The organism is Agrobacterium sp. SORGH_AS_0440, assembly GCF_031453135.1.
GTDB lineage: Bacteria > Pseudomonadota > Alphaproteobacteria > Rhizobiales > Rhizobiaceae > Agrobacterium > Agrobacterium pusense.
Genome location: NZ_JAVIYR010000001.1, coordinates 867,328 through 890,496 on the forward strand (window position 1 = coordinate 867,328; position 23,169 = coordinate 890,496).

Here is a 23,169-nt window from a genome sequence, read left to right on the forward strand (position 1 = left end):
CATCGGCAGGGCGCACCTGCGCGAACCAAGGGAGACCGCAATGTCGTACGACTACATCACTCGGAGGGCGCTATGACGACCTTTGTTTCCAGAAAGCTCTTTTCGGCGACCCTCGCCGTCGCCATGACGCTGACGTCAACCACGTTCCTGTCTCCGGCACAGGCGCAACAAGCGACAGCCCCGCAAACCGCGAAACCGAACATTCTCGTAATCTTTGGCGACGACGTCGGGCAGACCAACATCAGCGCCTATAGCGACAGTCTCATGGGTTACCGTACACCCAACATCGACCGCATCGCGAAGGAAGGTCTGAAGTTCACCGATTATTACGCGGAGAATTCCTGCACCGCGGGACGTTCGACTTTCATTACAGGCCAGGTTTGCCTTCGTACGGGCCTGTGCAAGGTTGGCGCGCCGGGTGCGCCCGTGGGTCTTCAGCCTGGAGACATAACGATTGCCCAAGCGCTTAAACCGCTCGGTTATGCGACGGGACAGTTCGGCAAGAACCACCTTGGCGACAAGGACGAGTATTTGCCAACACGGCACGGTTTCGACGAATTTTTCGGCAATCTTTATCACCTGAATGCCGAGGAGGAGCCGGAAGCGCCAACCTGGCCCAAGAGCGATTCTGATTTCCTCAAAGCCTACTCACCACGTGGCGTCGTCAAGGCTTCTGCTGATGGCAAGGTGGAGGACACCGGCCCTCTCACCAAAAAAAGAATGGAGACAATCGACGACGAAACAACCGCGGCCGCGATTGATTTCATTGATCGTCAGGTAAAGGCCGGGAAACCGTTCTTCACCTGGATGAATACCACACGCATGCACGCCTTCACCCACGTTCGTGAATCCATGCGTGGCCAGAGCGGCATGCCCTATAACGAATACGCAGACGGCATGGTCGAGCATGATGGCGATGTCGGCAAATTGCTCAAAAAGCTCGACGATCTCGGCATTACCGAGAATACGATCGTGGTCTACACAACCGACAACGGCCCCAACCAGTGGTCTTGGCCGGACGCAGCGACAACGCCGTTCCGCTCGGAGAAGGACACAAATTGGGAAGGCGCATTCCGCGTGCCGGCCATGGTGCGTTGGCCAGGCAAGATCAAACCCGATCAGGTCACGAACGAGATGTTCTCGGGTCTGGACTGGTTTCCGACTTTGTTGGCTGCTGCTGGTGATGCAGACGTCAAAAGCAGACTGCTTGAGGGATGGCGACCGGAGGGAAGTTCAACGACCTTCAAAAACCATCTGGACGGCTATAACCAGCTCGACTTCCTGACGGGTAAGTCGGATAAAAGCGCACGAAATCTGTTCTTCTATTTCGATGACGACGGAAATCTCGTCGCGACACGATACGACGAATGGAAAGTTGTGTTCCACGAACAGCCTGCACCCGGTGGCTTCGCCGTCTGGCAGACACCGCTCGTGGCCTGGCGCGTACCGAAGCTGTTCAACCTGCGGATGGATCCTTACGAGCGCGCCGACATCGTATCTGACCAGTATAATGACTGGCTGGTGCGGAATGACTTCCTGCTGGTGAGGAACCAGTTGAAAGCGGCGGAATTCCTGGAAACCTTCGTGAAGTATCCGCCTAGCCAGCGCAATGCCAGCTTCAACATCGAAGGCGTTCGCGCGCAGGTCGACAAGGCGATCGATCAGTCCTTCAAGGAACGCGGCATCGAAAAATAAAACCAGAGTGGCGGTCCATTTTCACGATGGGCCGCCTTCCGCGCCCTGCCAATGGCCATTCTCTTTTCGCGATGGAACATCTCATATGACGGCACGCGACGACATTCTCGCCCTCGGCGAGCGCATCGGTCAGTCCATCATTGGCCAGAAGACAATGGTGGAGCGGTTGCTGCTTGGCCTCCTCGCCAACGGCCATCTGCTGGTGGAAGGGCTTCCCGGTCTGGCAAAAACACGCGCGATCAAGAGCCTTGCCAAAAACCTGAATTCCGAACTGTCACGCGTGCAGTTTACTCCTGATCTGCTGCCGGCAGACATCACCGGATCGGATATCTACTTCTCGGAAGGCGGAAAGGGCGAGTTCAAATTCCAGCAGGGTCCCATCTTCGCCAATCTCATCCTCGCCGACGAAATCAACCGCGCACCGGCAAAAGTGCAATCGGCACTACTGGAGGCGATGGAGGAACGACAGGTGACGGTCGGCGGCAAGACCTACCCGCTCCCTGACCTCTTCATGGTCATGGCGACGCAGAACCCGATCGAGCAGGAAGGAACTTACCCGCTTCCGGAAGCGCAGCTCGACCGCTTTTTGATGCATGTTGAAGTCGGATACCCCGATGAGGCTGCCGAAGGCGCGATCATGCGGCTCAATCGTGAAGAGGAAAACGCGGCGCAAGGAAACGCTCAACGTGCGACGCCGGTGCGGCTTGAGCCTGAGATCGTTTTCGAGGCGCGCAAAGAGATCGGCACCGTCACGGTGTCCGATCCGGTGGAAAAATACATCGTCGCACTTGTTTTCGCGACGCGATATCCTGATCGATACGACAAGGACCTTGCAAAGTTGCTGCAGGTGGGCGTTAGCCCGCGGGGCGTGATCGGACTCGACAAGGTGTCGCGCTCATATGCCTGGCTCGACGGCCGCGACTATGTCACTCCCGACGATGTGAAAGCCGTCGTCAACGATGTCTTCCGGCACAGGATCATCCTCTCCTACGATGCGCACGCCTCCAATACGAGCGCCGACCAAGTGATAGGCCGGATTACAGAACTGGTAGCCGTTTCATGAAGTCGCACGGCGAGGCCACAAGCGGCGTTCACGTCGCGACAGCTGAGCTCGTCGCTCTCGAAAGCCTTGCACGTGATCTTTCCTTCGTCCAAAAAGCCAGAAGCCACCAGCGGCTTGCGGGTCGCATGCAGTCGGCGCTGCGCGGTCGCGGCCTGATTTTCGAGGAATTACGAGAATATCTGCCCGGCGACGACATTCGCTCCATAGACTGGCGCGTGACGGCGCGGACAGGCCAACCCGTTGTCCGCATTTATGGTGAGGAAAAGGAGCGCCCAACGCTCCTCCTCGTCGATCAGCGCATCAACATGTTCTTTGGCAGTCGCCGCTCGATGAAGTCGGTAACAGCGGCGGAAACGGCGATGCTCTGCGCCTGGCGTGTTCTCGGATCGGGTGACCGCGTCGGCGGCTTTGTCTTTTCCGATGACGCTATCGAGGAAATCAAACCGCATCGCAGCCGCAATGCGGTCATCGCGCTTGCCGACCGGATTGCCGAGAAGAACCTGGCCCTTTCGGCCAGTTACGCCCGTCCCCCCTCACCCGATATTCTGAACGAGGTTCTTCACCGTGTTGCTGCAGTTGCACATCACGATCATCTGATCATTCTGGTCAGCGATCTGAACGGCCACGATAACATCACGCGGGACATACTCCTTAGGCTCTCGGCGAGCAACGATGTCATCTGCCTTCTGATCTTCGATCCTTTCCTTCTCGATTTGCCTACCCAAGGAGATCTTGTCGTCAGCGGCGGAAAACTGCAGGCGGAGCTTATTTTCGGCCAGAGGCCTGTCCGTCAGGCGCTTGAACGTTTCGCAAAGGATCGCGGGCGTGAACTGCGTGCCTGGCAGCGGGAACTCGGTCTGCCGATACTGCCAATATCTGCGGCCGAGGAAACGGCGCCCCAGCTTCGGCGGCTTCTGGAGCAATCCGCCTGGCAGCAACGGAGACGCTGATGGAGACGCCGAAACTCGATCCGGCTGTTGAAACGGCCTTGCGCACGATGCACGACATCGTTGTCCCGCCCGCAGTCTCCTGGCTTCCACAAACCTGGGGCTGGGCTGCGATCCTGACAATTCTGCTGCTGTTCCTGTGCAGCTGGGCGTTGTTTGCGGCACGGCGTTACCGGCACAACGCCTATCGAAGGCAAGCATTGCACGAACTCGAAACAGCAGCCCTTGCCGCTCGGGATGAGACAAGGCGCGATGGTGCCCTGCTTCTGCTTGCCAGCCTGTTGAAACGAACGGCGTTGGCAGCATGGCCACGAGATCGCGTGGCCGCGCTTTCCAGAGACGCGTTTGTCGGCTTTCTGAACGACAGTGCGAAAGGCCCGCAGGTAAATCATCTGGCCAATCTGCTCAATGATGCCGAATACCGGAATGCGCCGTCTCAAGCGGCTGCCTCGTCCGAGGATTGCGACAGGGTGTTCAAGGAAGCCCGCGGATGGATCGAGAGGCATCATGTATCAACTTGATTTGCCCTGGTTTCTTGTTCTGCTACCGGTCCCCCTTCTGGTGTGGTGGATTCTGCCCGCCCGAAGGGAGACTTCCGCATCGATACGGTTGCCGTTTTTCGACAATGTGGCCGAGGCCGCGGGCTTAAATCCATCGGAAGGATCTGTCATTCCCAAACGTGGCCCGGTCCAGACGGTAATCGAAGCCATATCGTGGTGCCTGATCGTATTGGCGCTCGCGCGGCCCCAATATCTGGAACCTCCTGTCGAGAAATCCGAACCGCAGCGCGACATTCTGCTTGCGCTTGATCTGTCCCAATCGATGGACCTGAAGGATTTCCGTGGGCCTGATGGCAGCTCACAAGCGAGGGTCGAGGCCGTCCGCAGCGTCGTATCCGATTTTGTCGCAAAACGTACCGGCGACAGGATCGGCCTGATCGCCTTCGGTGATGCCCCCTATCCGCTTGCGCCTTTCACCATGGATCATGCCCTTGTCCGCTCCATGATCGACGGGCTGCTGCCGGGTATCGCGGGGCCGCGAACGGCCCTCGGTGACTCTCTCGGCCTGGCGATCCGAATGTTCGAGAATACGACTGTTCCGGAAAAAGTCCTGATCGTGCTGACCGACGGTAACGACACCGCTAGCCGCATGCCGCCGCTCAAGGCCGCGGAGATTGCGAAAAACAAGCAGATCGTCATCCATACCATTGGGATAGGAGACCCCGCAGCAACGGGCGAAGATAAACTCGACACCACTACGCTGGAAAAGATCGCGTCTGAAACAGGCGGTCGCTATTTCTTTGGCGGTAGCCGACAGGATCTTGCGACGATCTACGGCGTGCTTGACGCGATTACACCCGAAGACCAGAAAAAGCTCTCCTGGAGACCACGGATTGAGCTCTTTCACTGGCCGTTGGCGGCCGCGCTGACGCTGCTCGGTGGCTGGTACGCTTTCGATGGCATCAGGGGAATGTTTCGACGCCGGAGGGTTGCGACATGATCGCAGACTTTCACTTCCTGCGCCCCTGGTGGCTGATTGCGCTTCTGCTGCCACCTCTGCTCATCTGGATGGCATCGCGCTCCGGTGACATACGTGACAGATGGAAAGGCATGATAGCCCCGCACCTGCTTGAAAGCCTCATCGTCGAACCGGATCATAAAAACCGGCTTCGCCCCGTCTGGCTGCTCGGCATGGTGATGATGCTGGTGGTGCTGGGTGTCGCAGGACCCACATGGCAGCGGGAGCCACCGCCATTCGTTTCCGACACGGCGTCACTGGTCATCGCCGTTGATCTCTCGCCGACAATGGACGCCACGGACATCAGCCCAAGCAGGATCGAACGTGTGAAACTCAAGATCCGGGATGTGCTGGCTGCACGGGCGGGTGCACGAACCGCCGTGATTGCCTATTCGGGTACGGCCCACCTTGTCGTCCCGCTCACGGAGGACGCGGCACTCATCGAATCCTACACCGATGCCCTGGCGACACGACTGATGCCCAAACCCGGCAAGGATACGGGAGCGGCATTTCAGCTTGCCGATCGCCTGCTCCGGGAGGACGGGGGCTCGGGAACCATCCTCCTTTTGACCGACGGGATCGAAGATGCCGCCGCCTCCCCTGGCAGAGAAATCGCGAGCGATCTGATTATCCTGGCGGTTGGCACACAGGAGGGTGGTGCAATTGCCGGAGGCGGCGTTTCGAAACTCGACATTGAAGGATTGAAGAGGTTCGGCAGCGACACCGGAGCCTCGGTCGCAACCATGACCGACGACGATGCCGACATTCGCTGGATCGTTCAGCGTGTTGCGACAAATTTCAGCCAGCAGTCTGCTTCGGAGGGGCAGCGGTGGCGCGACCTTGGTTGGTGGCTTCTGCTTCCCACCGCCTTTTTCTACGCTCTGTCCTTCCGTCGGGGCTGGGTGACGCGCGTTACTGTCCTGCTGGTTGCAGTCCGGATCGTGCTTCCGGACCCGGCACAATCTGCAACTTTCGAGGATATCTGGCTGACACCGGACCAGCAGGGACGTCTTGCCTATGAGCGCGGCGACTATGCAACTGCGGCTGCGGTGTTCAAGGACCCCATGTGGAAAGGAACGGCCTATTACCGTGCCGGACAGTTCAAGGAAGCTGCCAACGCTTTCGCCTTATCCAACACTGCGCAGGCATGGTTCAATCAGGGTAACGCACTTCTGCATCTGGGCAGTTTCGAGGAGGCGATCGCTGCCTACGAAAATGCCCTGGAAAAGCGAAAGGGCTGGCCGGAGGCTGATGCCAATCTGGCGCTCGCCAAACGGCTGCTCAAGCAGCAGCAGGACAATGAGGAGCCCGATCAGCCGAACGAGAAACCCGATGGCGTGCAATTCGATGACAAGGGAAAGAAGGGCAAGGCTGCAACACTCGATATGGCCGAGGAAACCTCCGAGATGTGGATGAAGAACATCCAGGCGAACCCGGCCGATCTGATGGCGCGGAAATTCGCCATCGAAGCCGCGGAGAAAAGCCCGTGAGGATGGTCATTGCGCTCCTGCTGGCGTTGAGCGCCCTGCCCGCCATTGCAGCGGAACCGTTCGCGCGGAGCGCCATCGAGAAAACCGACACCATCGTTCCCGGCCAGCAATTGCGGCTGACGGTGGATGTCTTCGCGCCCGGTTTTTTCACCTCACCTCCCGATCTCCCCTTGTTCGAAATGGAGGACGCGCTTGTCACGCTTCCCGAGGAGCGAGCACAGAACCTCGTTGAGACGATCGATGGTGTTCAATATGCGGGCATCCGTCGCCAGTATGCAATTGTTCCCGAGCGCGCCGGACCGTTCTCCATTCCACCGATCAGCATCAACTTTACCTACTCAGCCGATGGCGCACCCACCAGGGGGACGGTGGCAACTGCGATGACCGGCTTCGAAGTCTCCGACGCGAACACCACACCCTCTCTGTTTTCGGCGAAAGATGTCGAAATCTCCCAGTCTTTCGACAAGAGCCTTGCTGAACTCAGGGAAGGTGATGCCTTCGTCCGAACGATCATTGTCACCGCAAAACAGACGCAGGCAATGCTCATGCCCCCAGTGGATACCGGTGCGGTGACCGGACTGAAACAATATACCAAGCCCGCGCAGCTTGCAGATGGCGTCGCGGCGGGGCGGGGCGAAACCCTCAGCAGGCGGACGGAAACAGTCGTCTATACGACCCAAAAAAAGGGCGAGTTCACGCTGCCCGAGATCCGATATGAATGGTACGATCTCGACCGGCCCGGCAAGGCCAACGCCGCGCTTCCAGCTGTCCACATCGTTGTGGCCGAAGCAAAGCTTCGTGCAGCTATTGCGCCGGAGCCGGTCGCCGAACACCGTTCTCTCCCGGAACATCGACGGCAGATCGCTCTCCGGATTTTGATTACGCTTGGGCTGGCATCTCTCGTCTGGATGTTGCGTGGTCTACCCAAACTAATACTGAACCGGCTTGAAGACATCAGGAAAACCATCTTGCGGTCGGAAAGGTACCGGCTGCACAAGCTGCGCCAAACAGTGCTTGGCGGCGAATTACCGACCGTCTATTCCGCCCTTCACGCATGGGCGGTTTCAGACGGTTTCTGCACCCTTCGGGATCGCGTTGCGAATATTCCGGAGCTTTCGAACGAAGTTCATGAACTCGAGCGTATGCTCTTTTCTAGGCATCATGGATATTTCGACCGGAGGATTGCGGCTAACTCGCTATCCGCCAGGGTGCGCCCAAGAAAGCAGATGAACAACTCTCCGCTTCCCGAACTCAATCCGTCCAGCTAGCTGCTTTACGCGCCTGCCGCGTAAACAACGTTGCATTTACAGTTGCGTACTTCCGCTCACCCGCTTCAGACGTGATGGTCGGAGGGTGAACGGAGGCTTCTTATGGTTCTTGCATTCGAAGACGTGACAGAAACCATACCCGATGGGATGCGGTGGGTTCCCGGCGGCACCTTCATCATGGGCTCCGATGCGCATTATCCCGAAGAAGCCCCCGCCCATCCCGTCAGCGTCGATGGCTTCTGGATTGACGAGACCCCGGTGACAAACCGAAAATTCATGGCATTCGTCAAGGCGACCGGCCATGTCACCGTGGCTGAAAAGGCGCCGGATCCCGCAAATTATCCCGGCGCGCTCCCTGAAATGCTGCGTGCCGGTTCCCTTCTTTTTGTTCAACCGAAATCGGTAAGCGGTTCCGACATATCGCAATGGTGGAATTTGAAATTCGGCGCGAACTGGCGCCGTCCACTCGGTGGGCTCAGCGATCTTCGCGGGAAGCTCGATCATCCCGTCGTCCATGTCGCATGGTCCGACGCCAGGGCTTACGCGGATTGGGCCGGGCTTGAACTGCCGACAGAAGCCGAGTGGGAGTTTGCCGCCAGAGGCGGATCCGAGGCGGAATATGTCTGGGGTGACGAACTGATGCCGGGTGGTAAAGCCATGGCCAACACCTGGCAAGGCACATTCCCCACGCATACGACAAAGCCAAAGGGGCAGGAGCGGACATCCGCCGTTTGCTCATTTCCCCCAAACGCCTACGGCCTCTATGACATGATCGGCAATGTATGGGAATGGACGGCTGACTACTGGACAACACGGCACCCCGAACCGGCAAAGCACTCCTGTTGCATACCCGCCAATCCGCGAGGCGGTGGAATGGAACAGAGCTACGATCCGCGGCAGCCACAGATAAGGATTGCTCGCCGCGCGCTGAAAGGCGGCTCGCATCTTTGCGCTCCGAACTATTGCCGCAGGTACAGGCCGGCTGCGCGACACGCAGAGCCGGAGGACACATCGACAAGCCATGTCGGCTTTCGTTGCGTGAAACGGATTGCTTCTTCAGGAGACGGAAAATGACGAGACACGCCAAACTTTCGCGCAGAGCCTTTACCGCAACCGTCCTCTGCGGGATGCTTGCGGCGGGCACCCTGTCATCCCCGGCTTTCGCGCAGGAAGTGCTCCCCTCATGGAATGACACGGCATCAAAACAGCGTATCGTTGACTTCGTCAAAGCGACGACAACCGAAGGCGGTGAAGGTTATGTCGCCCCTCAAGACCGGATCGCGGTGTTCGACAATGACGGCACGCTCTGGACGGAGCAGCCTTTTTACACGCAGCTTGGCTTTACTCTCGACCGGGTGAAGACACTCGCGCCCCAGCACCCGGAGTGGAAAACGAAAGAACCGTTTGCCAGTATCCTGTCAGGCGATCTCAAGGGGATCGCGAAAGCCGGGGAGAAAGGTATCGTTGAACTCGGCATGGCCACACATGCGGGGATGACGACAGACCAGTTCAACAAGATCGTGACGGACTGGCTTGCGCAGGCAAAGCACCCGAAGACCGGCAAGCCTTACACGGAAATGACCTACCTGCCGATGCGCGAACTTCTCGACTTTTTGCGCTCGAACGGTTTCACCACCTACATCGTCTCCGGCGGCGGCGTTGAATTCATGCGTCCTGTGACCGAAGAGCTTTACGGCATACCTCCGCAACAGGTGATCGGTAGCAACATAACAACGCAATACGCGATCGTAGGCGATGTTCCGGTATTGAAGCGGCTACCCAAAATCGACTTCATCGATGACGGTCCGGGCAAGCCGGCAGGCATAAACAAGTTTATCGGCAAGAAACCGATCTTTGTCGCGGGAAATTCCGACGGCGACTACGAAATGATGCGCTGGGTGACCGCAGCAAAAGGACCCGGCTTTGCCATGCTCGTACATCACACCGATGCCGACAGGGAATATGCCTATGATCGGCAATCAGCCTTCGGAAAGCTCGACAGGGCGCTGAACGAAGCCGAGCGCCGCAACTGGCTCGTGGTGGATATGAAGAATGACTGGAAGAAGGTGTTTTCGTTCGAGAACTAGCCGGTCAGTTCCACGAGGCTGCTTGCGCTCAACCGAACATCGGCCGCATGAAGCTGCGCTCGAAGCTGATAATGCTGCGGTTGCGTTTGTCCAGCTCATAGGCGGCGATGCATTCCGGATCGACGGCCATTCGTGCGCGATAATCTTCGTAGGCAGCAAGGCTCGGGAAGCTGAAAAGCGCGAGCGCAATATTGTTGGCACCTTCGCTTGGCAGAAAATATCCGTGGTGCGTGCCGCCCATGCGATTGACGATGGGAATCCAGAGCCTGGCGTAATCTTCGAACTCGGCCAGCTTGTGCGGATCGATGGTATATTTCAGGTAGCAGGTGATCATTTTTCGGCATCCGGCGTGCGGTGATGAGGATGGTTTGGCTTGTGCCATCTCACCGCAGCGCCTGCAAGTTGTCTTAAATCTTTATTCGGTCGAGACCGGTTTTGCGATGGATAACGGCACCGATATCGTCAGGATGGCCGAATTGCCCTCGGCCCGGTTCTCAGCAGCGAATTCGTGAAAGAATTTGAGCCTTGTCGAGACAGGCAGTTCACCGGCCATGAAGCTGTAGCCGATGGTGGCGCCGATCGCGGCGACTTCGCCCTTGAATGCGCTTCGTGCGCCGGCGCCGGAATCTCCGGTGACCTGGTTATAGTAATACCCGACGAGGCCGGCATCAAACTGCTTGTTGAAGTGCTGTACTGCAGCCCATTCAAAATGAAACTCGTTACCCGTGCGATAGTCCGTTGCGGGGTTCTCGGCATTAAATGTCATGCCGATCACACCTGAAATGTCGAGACCGATATTGGGATCCAGCCAGGTTGCGGCTGCAAAGACGTCAGCGCCCCAGTGATTGAAGGAGATGTTCGAGATTTCGCCTTTCTGGTAGTCGCCGATCGGAACGTTCACCATCGTTCCAACCTGCCAGTGGAAGTTACCTGTCTCCCAGCCGAGAAATGCACTCACGATCGGATCGCCAACGGTGAAAATTGCGTCACTGACAGCCCCCGTGCCCACACCGCCAAGCGGGCCGGCAATTGTCAGATCCGCATCGGTTTTTTTCCATCCGATCGGCAGGCTTGCGCCGAGTCCCAGATGACCGCCCGCAATTTCTTCGGGCAGGACCCACATGATGGTCGGAACGCTGACGATGGCATCGCCTTCTACGCCCAGGGCAAGGCGGCCACCTGCAGGAAGCGCCCGATCTCCGCCTAGATCGCCGCGGTACATATAGAGGTCGTGTTGAAAATAAACGCCAGGTGGAGGCGTGATGGCTGCGGCTGGCCCTTTTGAGCCAAGAAGATAGAAACCAGCTCCCCCTTCGGCGGCAAATGCTGCGGGAGATGAGATCAAGCTGGCGCCCGCCGCCATCAACGTTAACCGACGCCCAACTTTCATGCCTTTTCCCCTATCCGCCTGACAGTGACTTCGCACCGTCTTTGTAAGAAGACCGTGCGAAACGATTGCGGGCAAGTACGTAACGGTAAATGCTTCTGTAAATCACGGGTGCGAAATGCTTGCGACCGTATCGAAATCGGCCCCTGCCTTGGCAAGCCCCCTCTCCAGGGCCGTCACCAGTTCGGGTCGCAGCCGGGCGGCGTTGGCCGCCTTTCGGAACGCAATTGCAAAGTCGGGCTTGCCTTGCTCAGCCTCCTTCAGCAACTCATTTGCGCTGTCTGACCCAAGTTTCGCGAGCGCGGCGACACGGATCGATTTGGTCAGCAGGTCCGCTCCAAGTGTCTGCTCGGCGTAGAGGGAGGAATCCGACCACCTTTCGTTGCGGTAAGCCTCGAGCGCGAGGACCAGGGATGCGTTGCGCGGCGGCGTTTCCTCCATTTCAGTGGCTTCCTTCGCCAGATCGGAAGCTGCTTTCCAGTATCCCGCAGAAAACAGAACGAGGCCCAGATTCGCCGCTGTATCGGAATTGTTGGGGTTCAGCGACAATGCCCTGTTGCCTGCATCGATCGCTGCGTCCACTCGACCATTGGCAAAACGCGCCGCCATGAGGGCTGAATGCGCCCGATCGGAAAGCGGCGCTGCAGACACTGCATTCCCTGCAAGTTCGAGACTTTTCCCGGCCGTGTCCGCAGACTGTGCGTAGACCTTGGCCAAGGTGGACGAAACGTCCGCATCCTGCTTCCCGAGCGCAAGCGTTTGTTCGAGACAATGGATCACCGCGTCGCGGTCGCGCGCTCCTCCGCCGTTGAGCATAACATCTGCCCTGGCGATGCAAACATTGCCGAGGGCACTCGCCGGCGCGTCCCTCACTTCAATCATGTTGACGATCCCGCCTGTCGCGGCAATTTTGCGGGCAATCGCTCCGGCAAGCTCCAGTTTCACGCCCGCCGGAGCTTTCCCTTCGAGGAAAGCCTTCTCCAAACCCGACTTCAGAAGATTACCGTTTGCATCGTCGATAAGTTGCCACCAGATTGAGCGGTCGTCGCTGTCACCATAATATTTGAGCTTCAGGGTATATTGACGGCCCTGGCTGACGGCATCGTATCCGGTGGCCGCGACAATGACATTCTCGAATTGAGCCACCGCGGTCATGAGAGCATCGCGTGCTATCGTCGCGTCGCCTTGCAGCTCTGGAGAAACGGCCGACACGTCTATTCTCAAAAGAGGTTTTGCGGTGAGAGCCGGTCGTTCAGAGATTTTCCATATCCCGACGATGGCGACTACGCATATCGCAGCTGCCACGACGGTCTTCGCCTTCCAGTCATCCGTCAATTTTCGTTTTGCGGGCTGCTCGGCGGTATCTGCCGTGAAATCGAGAACATCGTCCTGCACATCAAATTGAGCGTTGATCGCGTTCGCGGGGAAAACCGTAATGTAGCTACCTTTTGGGATGTCAATACTGACGCCCAGTTCGCCACCAAAGACCGAATAATATGTCGCTAACGCCGTTCTTAGACGGCTGATCTCGATACGAACGATAGGATCGATCGAAGCATCGAAGTCGGCACCCCTGCCTAGAACATCGAGCGCAATCGAGTACGCCTTGACATTTTCCCTCTGCCCGGCAAAACGCCGCTGCGCAAGATAGACGAGGATCTCTCTCTGACGATCCGAGGCCCGGAACCTGATATCCTGCAAGAGCCTGTGCAATTCTTCTCTTGCCGCTTCCAGACTCACTTCATCCGGCTGATCATCGGGTATTTCAGTACTCATGTCCGCCCCATAGATACTCGTCACTGAAAAATACATGTGTTTTATGTGGGCGAAAACGTATGGTTGCAATAGTAAGAACTAATAATGTAGTTTTTTGCGTAGCATGCGAAAAAATGACATTTGTCAAAATTGCTATAAATACACTTATTTACCCGCGCAGGATGTGTTGAATTATGTCCTCTTCGATGGCGGAACAGACTGTTTCATACTCCCGCACGCGGGTGCGGTCTTCCTCTTTCCGGAACCTTTCAAGCGCGCTGGCAGCCATTTCGTAGGCTTCGAAGAGTTCATTGAGATCGGTGGTCTGTGCTGCGATGATCTGAAGCTGGCCTCGTAATGCGGGCAACTTCAACATCAGTCGCCACAGTCCTCTCCGCGCGAAATCTCTCGTTGTTCCAGCCACCCCGTTTTCCCTGCCCATCATCGCAAAAGCCTCCGCGCGAGGTGATCGCGTAACGCTAGATATCATCGTGGCGCTTGGAAAGTACGTTACCGTAAACGCGGAAATCTTTACGGCGGGAGGACACGTTTACGCAGCGATTTACTGTTGCGTACTTCGCTTGGGGCTACCGGAATGGTTTGATGGGGAAGATCAGGACTGGAGGACATGATGAAGCGTTGGCTCCCCATAGGCTTCGCACTATTTGCAAGTGTCGCGGCCGCGCAGGAACATCAAGATGTCAACGAGGCCAACAACCCTCTTACCCCCAAAATCACGCTCAATTTTCATGACTATTTCATACCGAGCTTTTTCGACGTCCCCGGCGATCCCAAGGCCAACCAATTCCTTCTGCGCGGACTGGTGCCTTCTGACCTCGGCGGGCTGCCGCAGCTTATGCGCTTCACTCTGCCGGTCGCGACATCTCCCGATGAAGACGGAGGTTATGTCACAGGTCTCGGCGACCTGACCCTGATGGATATTTTTATTCTCCCGAAACACGGTGAAATCACTACCGGTGCCGGGCCGCTCGTCGTTATCCCGACTGCAACCGACAAGTCCCTGGGAAGCGGAAAATGGCAGATTGGCGCGGCGGGCGTCGTGGTCGCCCCGCAGAGCTGGGGCCTTCTTGCAGGCCTGGTGACATACCAGACCTCGTTTGCAGGTGTAAGCGACCGCGATGATGTGAACCTCTTCACCTTCGAACCGATTGTGAACGTCAATCTTTCCGATGGCTGGTACCTGCGTTCCTCTGCGACATGGAATTTCAATTTCGAGAACGGCAAGAGCTACATTCCCGTCGGCCTCGGTGTCGGCAAAGTCATTCCCCTGGAAAAGGGTATCACCATGAACGCCTTCATCGAACCCCAATACACGGTTTGGCATGACGGCGCCGGCGCACCGCGCTGGCAGATCTTTGCGGGCATGAATTTCCAGTTTCCGATCCGGAAATCATCAGAATGAGGTGGTGGATTGCGCTGGTTCTGGGCCTGTTTCTTTGCGGTGCCGCCGAGGCCCAGACGGATGTTTCCGCGCAACAGAAAGTCGATCAACTGGTCGACCTGCTTCAGGACCCCGATGTCCAGTCGCTTCTCATGAGCAATGATCGCACGCGGTCCCAACCAAATGAGCCGAGCGTTTCCGGGCACGGAATAGCGGCGTGGGAAACGCGGCTGCGTGCACACATTGACGAAATTGCGAAAGCCGTGCCGCGCATTCATTCGGACATCGCCGCCGCCGCGTTGCGCACACGGGCCGACGCCGTCTCCCACGGCTATGCTCCGGTCTTCATCATCTTCGGTGGGCTCCTCGCCGTCGGTCTTGTTGCGGAATGGCTCTATCGCAGCAGACGCCAGGCGACCGATGGCGTGATGGCGAGGTTCGCCCCGATCGCAATTTTTGCAGTAACCATGGCGATCATCTTTTTCGCCATCGAATGGCCGCCGCTTGCGCGCATCGTCCTGCTGGTCTACCTCACGGCCTTCGTAATTTATCGCCTGGCGGCGGTTCTCGTCGACGTCGCAGCTGGAGCAAGGCTCCGGGGTCGCGCCAAACTGCTTTTGGGAGCCATCATTTTCGGGGTAGCGGGCGCGTTCGTTGGACCCTCAATCGGGATTCCCACCTCCACAACGCGGGCGATCTCCTACCTCCTGTCAGTCTTCGTTCTTTTATGCGCTGTAGAGGCTATCTGGTCGGCATTCGGTTTTTCGCGGGTGGGAAAAACCGTGAGAAGCGGCGCACTCCTTGTCATCTGGATATTCTGGTCCCTTGATCTCATGAGCCTGTTCTGGCTGGGGGTCTACATTCTGGTATTACCAGGTCTGCTGCGAGCCGCCGGCACAATTGCTGCCGCTGCTTCTGCCCGATCCTCATCAAGCCTGAAAGGCATTCTCGTCGTGCGCGGCGTGCGTGCGATCGTTGTAGGACTCGCGATCGGCTGGCTTGCCCTCGTCTGGAAAATGAACCCCGATGGTCTCGGGCATGACAATGCGACCGTCACATCGGTTTTTTACGGTCTTCTGAAAAGCGTCGTTGTTCTTCTGCTCGCCGATCTCACCTGGCAGCTTGCAAAGGAATGGATCGACAGGAAGCTGTCGGAATCGAGCAATCTTGCGGGATTGCCTGCGGTCGACGCTGCGCGCAGGGCGAGATTCCGGACGCTCCTCCCAATCTTCCGCAATGCGCTTGCCGTTGTGGTGATCGTCGTCACGGCATTGATGGTTCTGGCCGAACTGGGAGTCGAGATCGGGCCCCTTATCGCGGGTGCCGGAATATTTGGTGTCGCGCTTGGATTTGGATCGCAAACACTGGTCAAGGACGTCATCAGCGGCGTCTTCTATATGCTGGACGATGCTTTTCGGGTCGGGGAATATATTCAGGCGAAAAATTACAAGGGCACGGTCGAGGGCTTCAGTTTGAGATCCGTACGGCTGAGGCACCATCGTGGTCCTGTCTATACCGTTCCCTTTGGCGAACTGGGTGCCGTCGAGAACATGAGCCGCGACTGGGGAGTGGTGAAATTCCGGATATCTGTCGGCTACGACACCGATATCGAGAAAGCTCGCAAGCTCACCAAAAAAATCGGCGCATCACTGATGGAAGATCCAGAGCTTGGTCCGCTCTTCATCGAGCCCTTGAAGATGAAGGGCCTCGAAGAGTTTGGAGATTACGGTCTGGTTCTGAGTTTCGGGATGACACTGAAACCTTCGCCCATGCAATCCTTCATCAGGCGCCGCGCAAACCTCCTGCTTCGCGAGGTTTTCACTGCCAACGGCATAGAATTCGCAACCCCCAGCGTTCAGGTGGGAAGCGGAGATAATGGTGCAGCCGAAGCAGCGGCCGCGATTTCAGCCGTTCGAGCACAGGAAGCGAAGAACGCATCGTCTGCACCAAGCTGACGCCTATCGAACGCCGCCTTGTCAGTCGGGGACGGATTTCTCCCGAGACTTTCTTGTTTTGGCGGAAACAACCGAAATGGAGCCACGCTCCCTGACAAACATCCGGGTTGGATCTCAAAACCGGACAAATCCGACGTAGTTTACGCCCGAATTTACAGTTGCGTACTTACGTCGTCACGAATTGAGCGCCTAGCCTAGACCGGTCCACGCAAGGTGGGCAGAAAGGGAGGCGACGTGATGCTCGATTTGAAACTATCGCGCGCCGCACTGATTTCGGCGACGGTTCTCTTATCGGTCGGATCGGTGATGGCACAGGAACGACACGCTCAACAGCCCCTCATCGAGCCGGAGTCGGTCGAAGCTCTGAAAAAAATGGGGGAGCATCTTCAGAGCCTGCAGGTCTTCAGCTTGAATGCCACGACGACGACGGAGGTCGTCCTGGATACAGATCAAAAACTTGAGATCGGCGGCACCGCCACGCCGGCGACCATCAAGGACACCCTTGAAGAGGCCGCCCAGAAGTACAGCCTCACCTTCCCACTCGCCGATCTGTTTTCCTGGGGTACGCCGGACGCTCCGATCGACATCATCAGGGAAGGATTTTTTGTCGGGCACACCTATGTGAACGGCAAAGAGGCTGATCACTGGGCGTTTCGTGGACCCGATCAGGATGCGGAGATCTGGATTGCCACAGAAGGCAGCCCCTTGCCTTTGAAGATATCGCTGGTCGATCGCGAAGACATGGCCCGTCCGCGCATTACTTCGGTTCTCGAATGGACGGAGAACGCAACCATTGCTGATGACGTTTTCCAGTATCGACCCGGCGAAGGGGCGCAGAAGATCCAGTTTCTGAATGAGGAGGCAAAGCAATGAAGACACGTCTTCTCTTCAGCGCACTGCTCGCCACTGCACTGGTCGCGCCACAAATTGCAGAAGCCAGAGGCGGTTTCGGCGGCCGTATGCCACGAATGAACTTTGGTGGCGGCGGTTTTCATGGGGGTTTCCATGGAGGCGGCGGCTTTCATCCAGGCGGCGACTTCCGCGGCTTCAACGCCCCAACGCATTTCGAACCGCGTTTCCATCCCGCCGTCGCGCCGCATCCTCCACACGGTCCACGACCCGCGCCGCATCCGGCCCCCCACCCCGCCCCGCATCCTGCGGGCGGTGGTGGCAATCATCCCCATCCTCCGACACCGCACCCCGGGCCTGGGCCCCATCCGCCCGGTCCACCCCCAGGACCACATCCACCCGGGCCGCGCCCACCGGGACCACCACCGCCGCCGCCGCCAGCCCCGTTCTGGCCGGGCTACTGGGGGCCGGTGGCAGCATGGGACGCGGTAACAGCCCTTGCTGTTGGCACGGTGATCGCTTCCGTACCGGCCGATTGCGTCACCGTCATCGTCAAGGGCGTTTCCTACCGTGACTGCAACGGAAACTGGTTCGAGCCCCGCTACGACGGTCACACTGTTGTCTACGTGGCGGTCGCCGATCCGAAATAACGCATACCGCCGCGGCAACTCGGTTGCCGCGGCGGTCCACCATGGGGGCCCGTCACAACCATCTCGCCCGCGCGGCGGTCGGAACCACACCGACCCGTCGCTGTTCGAACGACAACAGGAGTTCGAGATTGCAAGGATCTAGGCATGGATCAGAACATCCTAATCACCTTCAACGCGGGTTCGTCGTCGCTCAAGATCGGTGTCTTCAGGGTGGAGGGTAAAACGGCACAATCCCTGGGTCGGCTGAAGCTCGATTTCCTCAAGTCTCCGCTGCTGCTCGACGGCTCGCTCGGTGACAGGCACTTCGAAGAGGAAATCAGTGAATCCGGGGAGGAATTCGACCGTGAGGCGCAGGAAGTTCTTGAGCATGTCGAAAGCGTCGTCTCGGGCAGGGTTGCTATCGCGGCCCACCGCATCGTCCACGGAGGCGGAATTTTCACCGGCCCGGCGCGACTGAACGACCGGGCGATCAGCCAGATCGAGGCGCTCGTACCGCTTGCTCCCCTCCATCAACCTTCCGCTCTGCGGGTCTTGAAAGCTGTGGGACGGCATCGAGCGGATATCCTGCAGACCGCCTCATTCGACACCGCGTTTCATTCGACACAGGAGGATGCCGTTACGAGAATGGCAATCCCCCGCGCGATGCACGACAACGGCATCCGGCGCTACGGTTTCCATGGAATTTCGTACAAGTCGGTAATGGAGCAGCTCGCCGGCTTTGACCGGACGGCAGCAGCCGGAAAGATCATAGCGGCGCATCTTGGAAGCGGCGCAAGCGTCTGCGCACTGTCTGAAGGGCTGAGCAGAGATACGAGCATGGGGTTCTCCGTTCTCGACGGTATACCGATGTCGACGCGGCCCGGCTGGCTCGATCCGGGTGTCTTCCTTCACATGCTGCGCAACGAACAGGCCGATGCGGACCGCCTGGAGCAGTTCCTCTATCACGAATGTGGGCTTCTGGGCATATCCGGCATCAGCGGCGACATGCGAAAGCTCGTGGGCGACCACTCGATACAGGCGCAGGAGGCTGTGGACCATTTTTGCCTGCGGGTGGCAGGCGAAATCTCCCGACAGGCGACAACGATCGGCGGGGTGGATGCATTGGTCTTCACTGCCGGCATAGGCGAGAATCAACCTGAAATCCGCCGCAGGATCGTATCCCGTCTGACATGGCTCGGCGTCGAGCTCGACGAATCCGCCAACGCGCAAAACGAGTTGAGGATCAGCACTCCGGAAAGTCCTGTCGCCGCACTCGTCATTGCCACGGACGAGGAACAGACGATCGCCGACGAAGCGGTGTCGCTTCTGGTCGCAAAGCAATCTCAAGGAGAAGATCATGAATGAGCGTTCGACGCATCTCACGGATCACACTGAGCTGTCTCTGATCGATCGCTACTGGCGCGCCGCCAATTACCTGTCCGTCGGCCAGATCTATCTGATGGACAATCCGCTTCTGCGTGAGCCTCTGAAGCCCGAGCACATCAAACCCCGACTGCTCGGGCACTGGGGAACGACGCCCGGCCTGAACTTCATTTACGCCCACCTGAACCGGATCATAAAAGCGCGCGATCTCGACATTCTCTACATCTGCGGCCCCGGTCACGGCGGGCCGGGAATGGTGGCCAACACCTATCTCGAGGGCACTTACAGCGAAGTCTATCCGGACGTTCCGGAAAGCGCCGAAGGCTTGCGGAAGCTGTTCAAGCAGTTCTCGTTTCCCGGAGGAATTCCAAGCCATGCTGCACCGGAAACCCCCGGTTCCATTCACGAAGGCGGCGAGCTGGGATATGCGCTCGTCCACGCTTTCGGGGCCGTTTTTGACAACCCCGACCTCATCGCGGCCTGCGTGGTAGGCGATGGCGAGGCGGAAACCGGCCCCCTTGCCGCCGCATGGCACTCCTCGAAGTTCCTCAATCCGCGCCGGGACGGCGCCGTGCTGCCGATCCTCCACCTTAACGGTTACAAGATCGCCAATCCTACCATTCTGGGAAGGAGCAGCGACGAGGATCTGACGAGCCTTTTCAAGGGCTACGGCTACGAACCTGTATTCGTCGAAGGTCACGAGCCGGGACCGATGCACGAACGGATGGCGCACGTCCTGGACGACGCTTTCGACCGCATCGGGGAACTTCAGCGGGAGGCCCGGGGCAAGGCGGACCCTCCAGGCGTTCCCCGATGGCCGATGATCGTTCTCCGGAGCCCCAAGGGCTGGACAGGACCGAAGGAGGTCGACGGCAAGAAGGTGGAGGGCTTCTGGCGCGCACATCAGGTGCCGGTGGCCAACTGCCGGGGAGATGCCGGCCATCGCGCCATCCTCGAAGACTGGATGCGGAGTTACGATCCCGAAGATCTGTTCGATGACTCCGGGCGGCTGAAGGACGAGCTGCGATCGCTTGCACCCGCAGGGCTGAAACGCATGGGCGCGACGCCGTTCGCAAATGGCGGCCTTCTGCGCAAGGAGCTGAAGACGAGGCCTATTTGTGACTTCGCGGTGGACGTCACCCGCCGGGGCGAAAACCAGGTGCAATCGACCGAGATTTTCGGCCACTACCTTCGGGAGGTGATCAAGCTCAACGCCGACGACCGAAACTTCCGCGTTTTCGGACCCGACGAGACCGAAAGCAACAGGCTGGGCAGCGTGTTCGAGGAGACGCAGCGCGTCTGGATGCAGGCGATAGAAGACTACGACGTCCATCTCGCCAGAGACGGAAGAGTGATGGAGGTTCTGTCCGAACATCTTTGCCAGGGCTGGCTTGAGGGTTATCTGCTGACGGGCCGCCACGGCATCTTCTCATGCTATGAGGCGTTCATCCACATCGTGGATTCCATGTTCAATCAGCACGCCAAGTGGCTGAAGGTTTCGCGGGAGCTGGAATGGCGCAAGCCGGTCTCCTCGCTCAATTACCTGCTCACTTCCCATGTGTGGCGGCAGGATCACAACGGCTTCTCCCATCAGGATCCCGGCTTCGTCGATCTTGTCGCCAACAAGAAGGCAGACATTGTCCGAATCTATCTACCCCCGGATGCGAACACGCTGCTCTGGGCGGGAGACCATTGCCTCAAGACCTATGACCGGATCAACGTCATCGTCGCTGGAAAACAACCCGCTCCCCAGTGGCTGTCGATGGAAGAGGCTGTCGAGCACTGCCGTGCGGGAATGGGTATTTGGGATTGGGCGAGCTACGAAGACGATTCAGTAGCACCGGACGTTGTCATGGCCTGCGCCGGTGACGTGCCGACGATGGAAACCCTTGCCGCCATCTCGATATTGCGCAGGGAAATTCCGGCGCTCAGGATCAGGACCGTCAACGTGGTCGACCTTCTCGCTCTCCAGGATCCGGAGCAACATCCACATGGGGTTTCTAGCGAAGAGTTCGACAGGATCTTCACAACCGACAAGCCCGTCATATTCGCCTATCACGGCTATCCCTATCTCATACACAGGCTCACCTATCGTCGTACCAACCATCGGAACATCCATGTGAGGGGCTTCATTGAGGAAGGGACGACAACGACTCCATTCGACATGACCGTCCTGAACAGGCTGGATCGGTTCCATCTCGCACTGGAGGCGATCGCCAGAGTACCCGGGCTGGCGGAAAAGGCTCCCGAAACAATTGGAAGGCTTCAGGCGAAGTTGGTCGAGCATCGGACCTACGTGGAGCAGTTCGGCGAGGACATGCCGGAAGTGAGGGACTGGCGATGGAACTGAATATCTTGAACGCGATGGTAGCGCCCTCATCATCCGCATCGCAACGCCGATGGGTCGCCACGGTTCTGATAATCTTCGCGGCCTCCCTGCCTAAACCCGTCACGGCTCAGCAGGTTCTGGCCGACGGACCGGGAACAATCGTGACGACCGGCGGCTCGATAGACATGGGCACCATAAGCGGTGACGACGGCATTGCGCTTCGCGCCCGCAACGGCGGCGTAATAGAGAGCATCTCGCCCGTGACGATCACGACAAGGGGCGGGAGCGCGATCGGTGCGCAAGCGCTTTCTGGGGGCCAGATATTCCTGACCGACGGTAGTTCGATCCACACGTTCGGAAACCAGGCTGACGGCATCGTCGCATCCGGACTTGGAAGTATGGTTGTCGCCGAAGGCACCGACGTCCTGACAGAAAGTGTCGGCTATGGGCTTATCGCGGGAACAGGCGGTGAGATCCAATTCACGAACGGCACTCTGCGAGTACTCGTCGGCAGCGGAGTGGCGACGTTCACAGGAGGCGTGGTCACCCTGACCGACAGTGTCGTCGAGACGAATACCCGGCTCGCACTATGGGTCAATCCGGGTTCGACTATCGTCGGCAACGGGGCCATGGTGACATCAGCACAACAAGGAGCATATGTTGATCAAGGGACACTCGTCCTGAACGGTTCGTTGCTTTCGAGTAGTTCAATAGGCATTCAGACCGCATCCGGGGCGATAATCCAACTGACTGACACGGACGTGGTCACCTCCGGCACATCCGCCTACGGGATTTATCTTCTCGGTGGCAGCAACGTCGTAATGGAAGGTGGCTCCATAAGAACGGTCGGAACCGGAGCGAGAGCGCTCTGGAGCGCGGGCGGCGCGAACGCGGCGACGCTTACCAATGCGCTGGTGGAAGCGGAAAATTCATCCGCCATTCTGGCATGGGGTGCTGGCAGCACCTTCGATCTCGACCTTTCAGGTTCAACGATGATCGGCAATAGCCGAGTGATAGAAGTCGGAAGCGGAGGGTCGCTTGATCTCGACGCGTCCCGCAGCAGCCTGACGGGTTCGGCGACGACGGCTACAGGCAGCACCTCCGATGTCTCGCTGACGAACGGAAGCATCTGGACCATCACAGGATCCTCGAACCTGACCGCCTTGTCGAACACCGAAAGTCTGATCCAGTTTTCGGCGCCATCCTCCGATCCGCTGCTTTTGCCGAGCTACAAGACGCTCTCGGTCGGCGCATATGGCGGAATTGATGGGCGTATCGGCTTTAACGCCTATCTCGAGGATGACACATCTCCTTCCGACAGGTTGATCATAAACGGCGGGACGGCATCGGGCAGCACCGGTGTGTCAGTGAACAATACAGGGGGCGGCGGAGCGCTCACAACCGGAAACGGT

General features: G+C 58.3%; 19 protein-coding genes and 1 pseudogene. 16 read left to right on the forward strand and 4 right to left on the reverse strand.

Annotated features, from left to right (window positions below; translation table 11 throughout):
• Window positions 1-72 precede the first annotated feature (72 nt).
• From QE453_RS04020 to QE453_RS04060, 9 genes are all read left to right on the forward strand, one after another.
• A complete protein-coding gene (locus QE453_RS04020; RefSeq protein ID WP_309776427.1) occupies window positions 73-1,695 on the forward strand; it encodes an arylsulfatase in 1,623 nt (540 codons plus the stop codon).
• Window positions 1,696-1,780: 85 nt separating this feature from the next.
• Complete coding sequence (locus tag QE453_RS04025; protein ID WP_309776428.1) at window positions 1,781-2,758, forward strand: MoxR family ATPase; 978 nt, start codon at window positions 1,781-1,783, stop codon at window positions 2,756-2,758.
• The gene (locus tag QE453_RS04030; RefSeq protein ID WP_309776429.1) at window positions 2,755-3,708 is read left to right on the forward strand and encodes a DUF58 domain-containing protein; all 954 of its coding nucleotides are present in this window, start codon (window positions 2,755-2,757) and stop codon (window positions 3,706-3,708) included. Before QE453_RS04025 ends, QE453_RS04030 begins: the two co-directional genes overlap by 4 nt.
• Window positions 3,708-4,226, forward strand: coding sequence for a DUF4381 domain-containing protein (locus QE453_RS04035; protein WP_309776430.1), 519 nt, complete (start codon window positions 3,708-3,710; stop codon window positions 4,224-4,226). Before QE453_RS04030 ends, QE453_RS04035 begins: the two co-directional genes overlap by 1 nt.
• On the forward strand, window positions 4,213-5,205 hold the full coding sequence (locus tag QE453_RS04040; RefSeq protein ID WP_309776431.1) for a VWA domain-containing protein: 993 nt from the start codon (window positions 4,213-4,215) through the stop codon (window positions 5,203-5,205). The genes QE453_RS04035 and QE453_RS04040 overlap by 14 nt, the downstream gene beginning before the upstream one ends.
• Window positions 5,202-6,713 (forward strand): VWA domain-containing protein, encoded by a 1,512-nt coding sequence (locus QE453_RS04045; protein ID WP_309776432.1) that lies wholly within the window; start codon window positions 5,202-5,204, stop codon window positions 6,711-6,713. Before QE453_RS04040 ends, QE453_RS04045 begins: the two co-directional genes overlap by 4 nt.
• Window positions 6,714-6,715: 2 nt before the next feature.
• On the forward strand, window positions 6,716-7,981 hold the full coding sequence (locus QE453_RS04050; protein WP_309776921.1) for a BatD family protein: 1,266 nt from the start codon (window positions 6,716-6,718) through the stop codon (window positions 7,979-7,981).
• 102 nt (window positions 7,982-8,083) lie between these two features.
• Window positions 8,084-9,055 carry a formylglycine-generating enzyme family protein gene (locus QE453_RS04055; protein WP_309776434.1) on the forward strand — a complete coding sequence of 324 codons (972 nt, stop codon included), beginning with the start codon at window positions 8,084-8,086 and terminating at the stop codon, window positions 9,053-9,055.
• Window positions 9,056-9,108: 53 nt separating this feature from the next.
• Window positions 9,109-10,068 carry an HAD family hydrolase gene (locus QE453_RS04060; RefSeq protein ID WP_309776922.1) on the forward strand — a complete coding sequence of 320 codons (960 nt, stop codon included), beginning with the start codon at window positions 9,109-9,111 and terminating at the stop codon, window positions 10,066-10,068.
• Between the two features lie 28 nt (window positions 10,069-10,096).
• On the opposite strand, the gene QE453_RS04065 is transcribed toward QE453_RS04060, so the two are convergent.
• From QE453_RS04065 to QE453_RS04080, 4 genes are all read right to left on the reverse strand, one after another.
• Window positions 10,097-10,402 carry an NIPSNAP family protein gene (locus QE453_RS04065; protein ID WP_137069632.1) on the reverse strand — a complete coding sequence of 102 codons (306 nt, stop codon included), beginning with the start codon at window positions 10,400-10,402 and terminating at the stop codon, window positions 10,097-10,099.
• 81 nt (window positions 10,403-10,483) lie between these two features.
• Complete coding sequence (locus QE453_RS04070; protein WP_309776436.1) at window positions 10,484-11,431, reverse strand: transporter; 948 nt, start codon at window positions 11,429-11,431, stop codon at window positions 10,484-10,486.
• 129 nt (window positions 11,432-11,560) lie between these two features.
• The gene (locus QE453_RS04075) at window positions 11,561-13,231 is read right to left on the reverse strand and encodes a hypothetical protein (RefSeq protein ID WP_309776437.1); all 1,671 of its coding nucleotides are present in this window, start codon (window positions 13,229-13,231) and stop codon (window positions 11,561-11,563) included.
• A gap of 148 nt (window positions 13,232-13,379) precedes the next feature.
• Window positions 13,380-13,655, reverse strand: coding sequence for a hypothetical protein (locus QE453_RS04080; protein ID WP_309776438.1), 276 nt, complete (start codon window positions 13,653-13,655; stop codon window positions 13,380-13,382).
• Between the two features lie 186 nt (window positions 13,656-13,841).
• On the opposite strand from QE453_RS04080, the gene QE453_RS04085 reads away from it, so the two are divergent.
• The 7 genes and pseudogenes from QE453_RS04085 to QE453_RS04115 form a co-directional block, all read left to right on the forward strand.
• Window positions 13,842-14,633, forward strand: a complete 792-nt coding sequence (locus QE453_RS04085) for a hypothetical protein (RefSeq protein ID WP_064263746.1) — start codon at window positions 13,842-13,844, stop codon at window positions 14,631-14,633.
• A complete protein-coding gene (locus QE453_RS04090) occupies window positions 14,630-16,567 on the forward strand; it encodes a mechanosensitive ion channel family protein (protein ID WP_309776439.1) in 1,938 nt (645 codons plus the stop codon). Before QE453_RS04085 ends, QE453_RS04090 begins: the two co-directional genes overlap by 4 nt.
• Before the next feature lie 237 nt (window positions 16,568-16,804).
• Window positions 16,805-17,440 carry a DUF2092 domain-containing protein gene (locus QE453_RS04095; protein WP_309776440.1) on the forward strand — a complete coding sequence of 212 codons (636 nt, stop codon included), beginning with the start codon at window positions 16,805-16,807 and terminating at the stop codon, window positions 17,438-17,440.
• On the forward strand, window positions 17,437-18,066 hold the full coding sequence (locus QE453_RS04100) for a hypothetical protein (RefSeq protein ID WP_244405607.1): 630 nt from the start codon (window positions 17,437-17,439) through the stop codon (window positions 18,064-18,066). The genes QE453_RS04095 and QE453_RS04100 overlap by 4 nt, the downstream gene beginning before the upstream one ends.
• 144 nt (window positions 18,067-18,210) lie before the next feature.
• Window positions 18,211-19,410, forward strand: coding sequence for an acetate/propionate family kinase (locus tag QE453_RS04105; RefSeq protein WP_244405605.1), 1,200 nt, complete (start codon window positions 18,211-18,213; stop codon window positions 19,408-19,410).
• Entirely contained in the window at window positions 19,403-21,778 is a 2,376-nt protein-coding gene (locus QE453_RS04110; protein ID WP_309776441.1) for a phosphoketolase family protein, read from the forward strand. Before QE453_RS04105 ends, QE453_RS04110 begins: the two co-directional genes overlap by 8 nt.
• A gap of 971 nt (window positions 21,779-22,749) precedes the next feature.
• Window positions 22,750-23,163 (forward strand): annotated as a pseudogene (locus tag QE453_RS04115) (autotransporter outer membrane beta-barrel domain-containing protein); the annotation flags it as partial.
• Window positions 23,164-23,169 lie beyond the last annotated feature (6 nt).

What these genes read in the sequence shown, in the direction of transcription:
- QE453_RS04020 (WP_309776427.1), top strand. Translation starts at nt 73, where the DNA reads ATGACGACCTTTGTTTCCAGAAAGCTCTTTTCGGCGACCCTCGCCGTC.
- QE453_RS04025 (WP_309776428.1), top strand. Translation starts at nt 1,781, where the DNA reads ATGACGGCACGCGACGACATTCTCGCCCTCGGCGAGCGCATCGGTCAG.
- QE453_RS04030 (WP_309776429.1), top strand. Translation starts at nt 2,755, where the DNA reads ATGAAGTCGCACGGCGAGGCCACAAGCGGCGTTCACGTCGCGACAGCT.
- QE453_RS04035 (WP_309776430.1), top strand. Translation starts at nt 3,708, where the DNA reads ATGGAGACGCCGAAACTCGATCCGGCTGTTGAAACGGCCTTGCGCACG.
- QE453_RS04040 (WP_309776431.1), top strand. Translation starts at nt 4,213, where the DNA reads ATGTATCAACTTGATTTGCCCTGGTTTCTTGTTCTGCTACCGGTCCCC.
- QE453_RS04045 (WP_309776432.1), top strand. Translation starts at nt 5,202, where the DNA reads ATGATCGCAGACTTTCACTTCCTGCGCCCCTGGTGGCTGATTGCGCTT.
- QE453_RS04050 (WP_309776921.1), top strand. Translation starts at nt 6,716, where the DNA reads ATGGTCATTGCGCTCCTGCTGGCGTTGAGCGCCCTGCCCGCCATTGCA.
- QE453_RS04055 (WP_309776434.1), top strand. Translation starts at nt 8,084, where the DNA reads ATGGTTCTTGCATTCGAAGACGTGACAGAAACCATACCCGATGGGATG.
- QE453_RS04060 (WP_309776922.1), top strand. Translation starts at nt 9,109, where the DNA reads ATGCTTGCGGCGGGCACCCTGTCATCCCCGGCTTTCGCGCAGGAAGTG.
- QE453_RS04065 (WP_137069632.1), bottom strand. Translation starts at nt 10,402, where the DNA reads ATGATCACCTGCTACCTGAAATATACCATCGATCCGCACAAGCTGGCC.
- QE453_RS04070 (WP_309776436.1), bottom strand. Translation starts at nt 11,431, where the DNA reads ATGGCGGCGGGCGCCAGCTTGATCTCATCTCCCGCAGCATTTGCCGCC.
- QE453_RS04075 (WP_309776437.1), bottom strand. Translation starts at nt 13,231, where the DNA reads ATGAGTACTGAAATACCCGATGATCAGCCGGATGAAGTGAGTCTGGAA.
- QE453_RS04080 (WP_309776438.1), bottom strand. Translation starts at nt 13,655, where the DNA reads ATGATGGGCAGGGAAAACGGGGTGGCTGGAACAACGAGAGATTTCGCG.
- QE453_RS04085 (WP_064263746.1), top strand. Translation starts at nt 13,842, where the DNA reads ATGAAGCGTTGGCTCCCCATAGGCTTCGCACTATTTGCAAGTGTCGCG.
- QE453_RS04090 (WP_309776439.1), top strand. Translation starts at nt 14,630, where the DNA reads ATGAGGTGGTGGATTGCGCTGGTTCTGGGCCTGTTTCTTTGCGGTGCC.
- QE453_RS04095 (WP_309776440.1), top strand. Translation starts at nt 16,805, where the DNA reads ATGCTCGATTTGAAACTATCGCGCGCCGCACTGATTTCGGCGACGGTT.
- QE453_RS04100 (WP_244405607.1), top strand. Translation starts at nt 17,437, where the DNA reads ATGAAGACACGTCTTCTCTTCAGCGCACTGCTCGCCACTGCACTGGTC.
- QE453_RS04105 (WP_244405605.1), top strand. Translation starts at nt 18,211, where the DNA reads ATGGATCAGAACATCCTAATCACCTTCAACGCGGGTTCGTCGTCGCTC.
- QE453_RS04110 (WP_309776441.1), top strand. Translation starts at nt 19,403, where the DNA reads ATGAATGAGCGTTCGACGCATCTCACGGATCACACTGAGCTGTCTCTG.